Source organism: Arthrobacter sp. NPDC057388, assembly GCF_042668165.1.
In the GTDB taxonomy this organism is placed as follows: domain Bacteria; phylum Actinomycetota; class Actinomycetes; order Actinomycetales; family Micrococcaceae; genus Arthrobacter.
Map to the genome: position 1 here is coordinate 193,970 of NZ_JBHVBL010000002.1, position 8,967 is coordinate 202,936.

The following is an 8,967-nucleotide window of genomic DNA, read 5'->3' on the forward strand; positions in this document are numbered from 1 at the left end:
CTGACAGGGCGCGGCTCAGTCGACAGTCACCTCAGGCTGCTGTTGGCCCGCGCCCGGAGGCTGGTACTTGATCTGCGCGGCCTGCCGCATGGCCTCCATTGCCTCCTCGACGGTCAGGAGCACTGTTGTCTCGAATGAAGCGAGTGCCCCGCCGCCGCTGATGGCCACCGCGACCGCGGCCATGGACACGTTGTCCGGAGCCTCCCAGAGGTTGTAGCCGTCGTGGGTGCCGAAGGAGTACCAGAACCCGTGGAGCTTCCCGCCGACCGATTCGATGTAGGCTTTCGCGGCCTTCCTTCGGTCCTCAGGGTTGCTGGCCAGCCGTGCCCAGGTTTCCGGGGTGTAGCTGAACTTGGAGAGATAGAGCGGCATCGTCCGGTCCTTTCGTTCGCTCCCGGAGACGGGATGCACCCAGAATGGCAGGGTGCTGCGCGGCCGGCAACGGCCGGGTTCTGTGCCGCCGGCTCCTCTGCCTTGGGGTGGTAGCCACTGGGGCCGGCCAGTGGGACGATTCCACTATGAGCGAGTTTTTTCCGGATCACGGGCAGCACCAGCACGCGCATGCGGCACCCACCACCCAGCAGATGCGCACCATTGGCCAGCGCCGCCGGGACGCGGAAGAGAAGCTGGAGCAGCATCTTCAGGAAGCCCGGCACAAGGATCATTTGCACCACGGTGAGCCGGTCACACAGGCCGTTCCGCTGATCGGAGTCCCCGATGCCGTCAGCCAGGACGACGGCGGTTTGGGAACCGCCGAGGGCATCGATCCAAACCCCGGGCGGTAAGGTTTCAGCGCACTGAACCACGACGGCGGTGGCCGGCAAACATTGCCGGCCACCCGCCGTCGGGCTTTCCCGGAACAGCGGTTACTCGAAGATCTCGATTCTCGGTTCGCCCTGGACGCCGCCGCGCTGCATGGCGTCCTTCAGATCCGGGTTAGCGAAGAACGCCTTGGCGGTGTCCACATCGTTGAAGTAGTGGAGGACCAGAACGTTGTCTGGATCATCTGCCATCCGGTATACGGACTCCTGAGTGACGCCGCCGTCGGTCTGCATCTGTGCCACGGAATCGTAGACCTTGCGCCATGCGTCGTAGTCGGCGACGCGGTGGAGGATGACTGAAACGGCCATGGTACTTCTCCTTTGAAGTAGCGGTTTGGGCCTAAGCTTCCGGCCCTGCGGTCAGGTAATTGTGGACCTCGTAGAAGGTGATCTCCGGCTTCTCCGTCATGCCCACTTCGGCCATGAGGGGCTCGGTCTTCTCGCGGGTGAACGCCTCAAAGGCATCCCTGCTCTGCCATGTGTCCACCACCCGGATGCCCTTTTCTGTGGCGGCCACCCAGTGTGTCAGACCGCCCGGCGCGCCGGGACCACCCTTGGTGAAGCCCATTTTTTCGATGACCTGGTCGTACTGCTCCAGCGTTGCCCCGGGAATATCGAGGATGACGGCGACAGGCATGACGTGCTCCTAATGCTTGCAAAACCACCTGGGGCTGCCCCGGATTGGACCGCCCAAGGCCGTGGTACTCCCGACCGCCCAGGGAGTCAACACCCGTTTCGCAGAGGGAATGGTGCGCGTCACATTTTCGGTCAAGGACGTAATCCAGCATTTCCTCTGCAAGAATGGCGAAGTCATGTGCGGGAGGTCACAAACAACGGCGTTTGCGGCCTCCCGCGCCATGCCCTGGGGAGGCAAGGAATGTCAGGAATCAGTTTCACGGCCATCGATTTCGAAACGGCCAACAGCCACCGCGGCTCAGCGTGCGCCGTCGGCCTGGTGAAGGTCCGGGACGGGCTAATCGTGGACTCGGCAACATGGCTCATCAAGCCGCCGCCCGGGATCGACGACTTTGACCCCATCAACGTGGAGCTCCACGGCATCACCGAACAGGACGTCCAGAACGCCGCCGACTGGGAAATGTCCCTCGAAGGCATCCTGCAGTTCGTCTGCGAGGACCCGCTGGTGGCCTTCGACGCCCCCTATGACGCCTCCGTCATGCGCAAAGCCACCGAGCACCAGCACCTGGACCTCCCGGCCAAGGACTTCTACTGCGCGCTGCACCTTGCCCAGAACCACCTGGACCTGCCGCAGCACCGCCTCGGTGACGTGCTGGCCGCCCTGGATCTTCCGCCCGTTGAGCGGCACGAGCCGGCGGCGCACGCTCTGGCCACCGCGCAGATCGTGCTCACCATCGCGGCCCGGCACGGCTTCACCACCCTGCCGCAGATCTGGGAGCACTCGGCCGCGACGGTTGGGCAGCGCCGCCGCGGCCGGCGGGCGCGCACCGACATCGAACCCGAGGCTGAACCTGATGCCAACCTTTCCATGGTGATGCCCGACGCCGGTCCGCACCCGGTTGCCGGCCGTGCCGTTACGCCGGTGGCCGGCTGGGAAGAAAAAGCTCCCGCCGACCTGCTGCAGCTGAGCCGAAGCGAACCCGACAGCACAGCTTCCCCGGAAAGCCCGGAAACCCGCAGCACCCGAACCCGCGGCACCCAAACGCGCGGCGCCGCGAAGCGCGCATTCAGCACCGCGGCGGGACTGCTGCTGTTCGCGCTCGGTGCGGCGGCCGCCGTCGGACTCGCCTACCTCACGGGATTCACCATCCGTTTCTTCGCCGCCGGTCAGACGGTCACGGCTGCACTGACGCTCGCCGCCGCCACAGCCGCGATGTGGGCGATCTGGGCCAGCATCACACGCGGCTGGCACCGGCTCGTGCCCCGCAGCTGATCCGGCAAGTCCGCCGCCGTTACTCCGGCCTGCCGCACCGGCGCCGTCCCCCGTGTCTGCAAGAATGCAGGTGGACCGGGACGGAGGCGTGTGCTGCCGTCCCTCGGTGTAATGTGGCCTGGCGGCCGGGAAGGCGGACATCCATGCCCATGTGGGCCCAGGCGCTGCTGTGGGGAACCCTTGCCGGCGGAGCGCTGGTTCTCGGCTCGGGGCTGTCCTGGAAATGGAACATCCCGGCCAAGCTCGTCTCTTCGATCATGGCGTTCGGCGCGGGCGTCCTCATTTCCGCCCTGGCCTTCGAGCTCGTGGACGAGGCCGTCCAGGGCGGCGGGCTCTGGCCGACGGTCCTCGGATTCCTCGCCGGCGCGGTGGTCTATGTCGGCGCCAACGTGCTGCTTGCCCGCTCCGGAGCCAAACACCGGAAGCGGTCCAAGGACCAGCAGCCCTCCGAAACGGAAGATCCGGGCAGCGGCACGGCCATCGCCGTCGGCGCACTCCTGGACGGCATCCCGGAATCCGTGGTCCTGGGACTCGGACTCGTCACCGCAGGCACCGTGAGCCCGGCCATGCTCGCCGCCGTCTTCATTTCCAACGTCCCGGAAGGGCTGTCCAGCACGGCCGGGATGAAGAAGGCCGGCCGCGGTCCCAAGTACGTCTTCGGCGTGTGGGGCGGGATTGCCCTGCTGTGCGGGCTTGCTTCATTGATCGGCTACACGGCACTGGAAACCGCGCCCGACAGCGTAGTTGCCTTCATCACGGCAGTGGCTGCGGGCGGGATCCTCGCCATGCTCGCGGACACGATGATCCCCGAGGCGTTCGAGGAGCACCACAACCTCACCGGCCTCGTGGCCGCCGTCGGCTTCCTCTCCGCCTTCACCATTCACCACGTCGGCGGATAGTTCTCCTGCGCCTGGAGGCCTAACGCTCCTTGGGGATGAGGATCCACAGGGCGATGTACACCAGCTCCCCGACACCGAACAGCCCAAAAAGCACAAAGCCAATGCGGACCAGAGCCTTGGGAATGCCGAAGCGCCCAGCCACCGCCGCGCAGACGCCCGCGATCATCTTGCCGCTCCTGGGGCGGACCATGCCAGCTTCCATGCCGCCACACTAGCAGCCGCCCCGCTGCACGTCAGCGGAATTTTCGGGACTTTTAACCCCGACGACGGGAGGCCGGCGACGCTGGCGCCCTCCCGCCGTCGAGCTTTAGCAAGCGGTTCCATATGCCACCTGGGCAGGACCGCTCAAGCCGGGAGTCTCAGGCCGCCGTCACCGCCACCGTCCGGGTGGCGAGCACCTTCGAGGTGAGCCAGTGCAGGAACTGGACCGTGATGGTGTACCTGCCCGGGGCCGGAGGATGCAGCAGGAAGTCGAACTTCTCCGCCGCTCCGGACCTGATGACGTTGGTCAGCAGCGGCTGGCCCGCGATGGAGGGCTGCACGGCCGGGCCGGTGGGGCTTGGCGTCGTCCAGAAGGGCCGGCCGTCGTGTGCGATCAGTTCGGCGATTCTGGCGGGCCGGCCGGATGCATCCGTGATGGTGGTCAGCGTGGGGAAGTAATCCACGTTGACGTAGCGGACGAGCGTCGGATGTTTGCCGTTCCTGGCCACGTTGGCCCGCATCTGCGAAACGGTCCAGACGATGTCGTCCCCCCGGGGCCGGCTGGGGATGTTGCCTCCCAGCAGGAAGAAGTGCCTCGGCTCGAACCGGTTCAGCCCCACATCCTCGCCGTTGAGTCCCGCTGCATGGTTCAGTTCGTGCCACCGCGGGTCAATCGAGTACGGGGCAATCAGGGTTTCCGTGGCGATGTCGTAGAGCGGGCCCTCGAACGTGTGACGGCGGGTCCCGGCGGGTGCGGGCATGGCGGGATTGACCGGCGGGTCCACCACGATGGCACCGAACATGCCGTACTGCACGTGGAGGGGAGTGTTGACGTGGCAGTGGTAGAAGTAAGTTCCCGCTGAGCCGCGGTTCGGGTTTCCGCGCTCTGCGGCGTCCGGCCGCCATTGGTACGTGTAGTGTCCGGTGACCTCGAAAGAGGTGTGGCCCACGCCATCGTTCCGCGGGTCCGGTTCGATCCCGTGCCAGTGGATGGTGTGCACCCGTTTGCTGGGCTTGATGGTGGCCTGGAAGAGCTGGCCCTCCCGCATCCGCACCGTCGTTCCGGGGAATTGGCGGCCGAATTCGTTGCCCTCGAAACTCCACATCTCGTGCTCGGAACGGTCGGGGAAGGTGAACTTCCTGTTGAAGAAGTCCAGTTCGATGAAGACATCCGGTTTCAGCGGGAACTGGGTTTCCGGACTGCCCTCGTGGGGCTGGTCTGAAGCGAAGTCCACCTGGCTCCTGTACGTGTGGTGGGGCTCGGCGGCTGTGGGCGGCGTCCCCTTGGCAGGGTCGGGTTGGGCGGCGAGTACCCAGTCGGCAACTAGCCCGCCCGGGTAGAGCCCGCCGCGGGCGGTCTGGGACGGCTCGGCGTGGCAGTGCATGGGGTACGTCCAGTCCTCGGTCCTGGCGTTCCACACCTGGTCGATCACTTCCGGCGGCCGCCGGACCGGAAGCACCGCTTCCTTGCGCTCCAGGGGCTGCAGCTGAATGGTGTCCTCCCACTGCTGGAGCTGCACGTCGCCCTGCGGTGACACGCGGCCGTGGGAGCGGGGGAAGTCGATGCCGTTTGCCCGCACGGTCCAGACGTGGTTGCCGTGGTAGTGGAGCTGGTGGTCCACGATGCCGGCGTTGAGCATGCGCATGAGGTGTCCGGTGCGGATCGCCCCCGCTGACGGTGAGGCGCTGAAGTTGCGCACGTCGGTCTCGCGGGGGTGGCCGGAGGGCAGGGTGTCCTGGTGCCGGCGGTCGTTGAAGGCCAGGTCGGTGGTGACGGCCAGGGACTGGAAGCCGGAGTATCCGTTGATGGTGAAGTAGTCGGGCACAGCCGGTGTGGCCACCGGATCCACGGTCTGCCCTCGTGAAGCGATGCGGGCCCAGTTGGAATCCACATCGTGGCAGAGCCACAGCCACTGGCGCTCGAACTCGGCCGCGCCGGGGGCGAGCCGCCAGGCGTTGCGCGGGTCGATGACCACCAGGGCGCCGTGCAGGCCGAGGGTCCGTTCCACCGTGTGGTTGCCCGGATCGGTGTACAGGTACGTTCCGGGTGCCGGTGCCGGAAAGCGCAGCAGCTTCGTTTTGCCCGGTGCCACCGGGCCGGATCCGGCGTCGGTCCCGCCGGCCCCGGCGCGGTGGAACCGGATCTCATGCGGCTGTGCGAGGTTGTTGTGCAGCATGATTTCGATGGTGCTGCCGGTCTCGGCGATGAGCGTCCGGAGCGGGAAGAAACTGGCCCAGTATGCCCGCCTTGCAAGGAACTGCCGGGTTTGGGCGGGGTCCGGCCGGAGCGGGGTTGGCCTGCCGTGGGGCGGCAGCGGTGCGCCCAGCGGATAGGTCCGGCTGGCCACCACGCGCCCGTTGGCGGTGATGACCTTCGGGCTCAGCGCCAGTGCAGGGCTTGGATCGTTGACCGTGGTGCGCCGGTCGCCGAAACCCCGGTGATACACCAGCGAGCCGTCCACCATCGGAACGAACCCGTCGTTGACGTGGATGTTCAGCACTGCCATTGCCGACCTCCTGTGTGTTGGAGACCGGAAAAAGGTGTTGAACACAGGTCCATGTCGCCCCCAATTGCGCTTACAGACAGCACTCATGGTGGTTGCCGCAGCCTAGAAAAATCTTGCGGCGGAATTAATGTCCTGACATACCTGCGGGGCCCCGTTTGCCTAACCCGTCCGGTGGACGCCGGTACGGCCTAGATGGCGATGCCGGTATCCAAGGGAACGGCAGCTGTTTCGGAGCTCGGGGGAGTGCCGGGCTGCCCGGCCGCTGCCTCGAGCCGCAGTTCAAGGTCGGCCATCACCATTGCGGCAAGATCCCGCAGATTGGCGTTGTCCTCGGCGGTCATGGCGCGCGGTGCGAAGTCCAGTATGCAGAGGGTGCCCAGGTTGTGGCCGCTTCGGGTCTTGAGCGGAGCCCCTGCGTAGAACTTCAGTCCGAACTCACCTGCCACCAGGGGATTCAGCAGGGTCCTCGGGTCCTCGGGGGCGTTCTCCACCACCCAGAGGTCGTCCTGCAGGATTGCGGACGCGCACAGGCCCGGCTCCCTGCTGATCTGCTGCACATCCACACCGTGGTGCGACTTGAACCAGATGCGGTCATGATCGACGATCGACACGATCGCCACCGGGACGGAGAACAGCCGGGCCGCCAGTGCGGTGATCCTGTCGAAGGCCCCGTCCGGGGGAGTGTCGAGGATTCCGTAGCTGTGCACGGCCTCCATCCGGGCTTCCTCATCCGCGGGAATGACAGAGGCGTCCACCTTGTGCTTTCCGCGGGTGCTCAGGGACAGCTCGTACAGGGCCTGGCTCACGTCGCTGGTCGAGGGCCTGTCTTCCGGATTCCGGGCCGTCATGGCGGTCAGGAGCAGCCGCCATTCCGGCTCGATGTCCTCCGGGATGTAGGGGTCATCCATCAGGCGCGCGAGTGCGCTCTGCAGGGGGTCGCCCGGGAAGGCCTGCTGCCCGGTCAGGGCCTCGAGCAGCACCAGGCCCAGGGAGTACACGTCACTCGGCGGCCCGACGGGCTCGGCCTTAGCCTGCTCCGGGCTCAGGTAGCCGGCCGTGCCAAGGAAGCCTTCGCCCTCCAGGTCAGGTTCGTCAGCCATGAGCGCGATGCCAAAGTCCGTCAGCTTGGCGTGCATCCGGGCGGTGTCGTGTTGGTAGTCAAACACCAGGATGTTGCCGGGCTTGACGTCCCGGTGTATCACGCCGCTTTCGTGGATGTAGGCGAGGGCGTCAGCGACGTCGTAGCCGATCTCGGCCGTGTGCCGGGGGGAGAGCGGGCCCTCGCTAAGGCGGCGCTTCAGATCCGGGCCCTCGACGAGCTCCATCACGAGGTAGACGCGGGCCCGGCCGGGTCCCTGGCGGTCCACCCCGGCGTCAAGGAGAGTGATCAGGCTGTGGTGGTTCAGGGCAGCGAGAACCTTGACTTCTGCGTCATCGCCGCGCGCTGTTTCCCGTGTTGTGTCTCTTCGGTTGATGACCTTCACGGCGACCTCCCGATCGAGGGATTCGTCCACCGCCCGGTACACGTTGGCCATGGCACCGGAACCGATCTGTTCCACCACGCGGTACCTGCCGCCTAGGATTGCGCCTTCTGCTATGCCGGGTTGTACGGCCATTGGGTACCTTTGTTTTCCCGCCGAGCCCTTGGGGCTGGCAATTTTAGAGCGACGAAGCGCTGTCTGGGCAGTGCGCCCTGAATACAGTCCTGAGTAAACAGAAAGAGCCGACAGGTGCCGGCTCTTTCTGTTGGTTGGCTTAGATAAGGCTCGGGGCACTTGCCAGGATGTAGTCCGCTGCGGCCGGCCCGGTCATCGCCAGTTCGCAGTTCTCAGGATCTATACCACGTTCCTTGAGAGCCACAAACAGGGCTTCGGCGGCGGCGGGCTGCGCTTTGTGGATTAGGCACCAGCTCGTGTAGAGGCCAAAAAGCTCGTCAGGTCCGAGAACTGTGTCAGTCTCCCGCTCCGTGGTGAGCGCCTCGGCAACAAATAGGTCAAACTGTGTGGCATCCATTTTTTGGCTCCTCAAGGGACATGCACATTGATCCGCCGTTTCTGCTTCAGCGATAAACGGATCTCTGCCCATAGGGGCCAGCGATCTAGGAGAAATCTATGCGAGACAGACTGTTCTGTCTAGTTGAGCCGGCAACGCGCAGACTCGAGTCCGGGATGACGGCTACCGGGCAGTACAGTCACCGCTTCAAAGTTGTTATCCGCGTTCTGCGACGGTGACCCGAAGCGCCGCCAATCCTGCCCGGAGTTGTAGGTAACCACCGCCGTCCGGTCTCGATTTGCACGTGCTCCGCAGGCCGTGTAGAGTCTTTCGAGTCGCCGCCGCTGAAGCGGAAAAATAGCGACCGACCCCCTTTCAAATAGCCCGAAAAACGGCGCGCTAATACTGCGCTGCGAACGGGTGGGGAACCGCACTGCAAGCCAAGAATCACGGAAATGCTGATTTGCAAAGCTTCGCTGGAGCGGGTAAGTTTGAAAAGTTGCTCCGGAGCGATCCTGAATGTTTGGTTTGGGTGGTGCCGGGTGTGTCTGTTGTTTGAGAACTCAATAGTGTGCCAAGTTTATTGATACCGATTTTTTATTGATTGGTTGAATTGCCGGGCCGCCCACCCCCGTGGT

Annotated in this window: 10 protein-coding genes; 3 read left to right on the forward strand and 7 right to left on the reverse strand. The window is 65.2% G+C overall.

Features of this window, described 5'->3' with window-relative positions; translation table 11 throughout:
• Window positions 1-15: 15 nt before the first annotated feature.
• Complete coding sequence (locus tag ACFUTU_RS01875; protein WP_377960083.1) at window positions 16-372, reverse strand: GYD domain-containing protein; 357 nt, start codon at window positions 370-372, stop codon at window positions 16-18.
• Between the two features lie 146 nt (window positions 373-518).
• Between ACFUTU_RS01875 and ACFUTU_RS01880 the strand changes: the two genes are divergently transcribed.
• On the forward strand, window positions 519-785 hold the full coding sequence (locus ACFUTU_RS01880; RefSeq protein ID WP_377960084.1) for a hypothetical protein: 267 nt from the start codon (window positions 519-521) through the stop codon (window positions 783-785).
• Window positions 786-866: 81 nt separating this feature from the next.
• Here ACFUTU_RS01880 and ACFUTU_RS01885 read toward each other — a convergent pair whose 3' ends face one another.
• Together ACFUTU_RS01885 and ACFUTU_RS01890 are read right to left on the reverse strand one after the other, a co-directional pair.
• Window positions 867-1,130: a hypothetical protein gene (locus tag ACFUTU_RS01885; protein WP_377960085.1), complete on the reverse strand. Its 264-nt coding sequence runs from the start codon at window positions 1,128-1,130 to the stop codon at window positions 867-869.
• Window positions 1,131-1,161: 31 nt separating this feature from the next.
• Entirely contained in the window at window positions 1,162-1,458 is a 297-nt protein-coding gene (locus tag ACFUTU_RS01890; RefSeq protein WP_377960086.1) for a hypothetical protein, read from the reverse strand.
• Window positions 1,459-1,698: 240 nt separating this feature from the next.
• On the opposite strand from ACFUTU_RS01890, the gene ACFUTU_RS01895 reads away from it, so the two are divergent.
• Window positions 1,699-2,730 carry an exonuclease domain-containing protein gene (locus ACFUTU_RS01895; RefSeq protein ID WP_377960087.1) on the forward strand — a complete coding sequence of 344 codons (1,032 nt, stop codon included), beginning with the start codon at window positions 1,699-1,701 and terminating at the stop codon, window positions 2,728-2,730.
• 143 nt (window positions 2,731-2,873) lie between these two features.
• Window positions 2,874-3,629, forward strand: coding sequence for a ZIP family metal transporter (locus tag ACFUTU_RS01900; RefSeq protein ID WP_377960088.1), 756 nt, complete (start codon window positions 2,874-2,876; stop codon window positions 3,627-3,629).
• Window positions 3,630-3,648: 19 nt separating this feature from the next.
• Here the strand turns inward: ACFUTU_RS01900 and ACFUTU_RS01905 are convergent, their stop codons facing one another.
• The 4 genes from ACFUTU_RS01905 to ACFUTU_RS01920 form a co-directional block, all read right to left on the reverse strand.
• A complete protein-coding gene (locus tag ACFUTU_RS01905; RefSeq protein WP_377960089.1) occupies window positions 3,649-3,819 on the reverse strand; it encodes a PspC domain-containing protein in 171 nt (56 codons plus the stop codon).
• Window positions 3,820-3,988: 169 nt separating this feature from the next.
• Complete coding sequence (locus ACFUTU_RS01910) at window positions 3,989-6,337, reverse strand: multicopper oxidase domain-containing protein (RefSeq protein WP_377960090.1); 2,349 nt, start codon at window positions 6,335-6,337, stop codon at window positions 3,989-3,991.
• 188 nt (window positions 6,338-6,525) lie between these two features.
• Entirely contained in the window at window positions 6,526-7,953 is a 1,428-nt protein-coding gene (locus ACFUTU_RS01915; protein ID WP_377960091.1) for a GAF domain-containing serine/threonine-protein kinase, read from the reverse strand.
• Window positions 7,954-8,092: 139 nt separating this feature from the next.
• Window positions 8,093-8,350, reverse strand: a complete 258-nt coding sequence (locus ACFUTU_RS01920) for a hypothetical protein (RefSeq protein WP_377960092.1) — start codon at window positions 8,348-8,350, stop codon at window positions 8,093-8,095.
• Window positions 8,351-8,967: the final 617 nt, after the last annotated feature.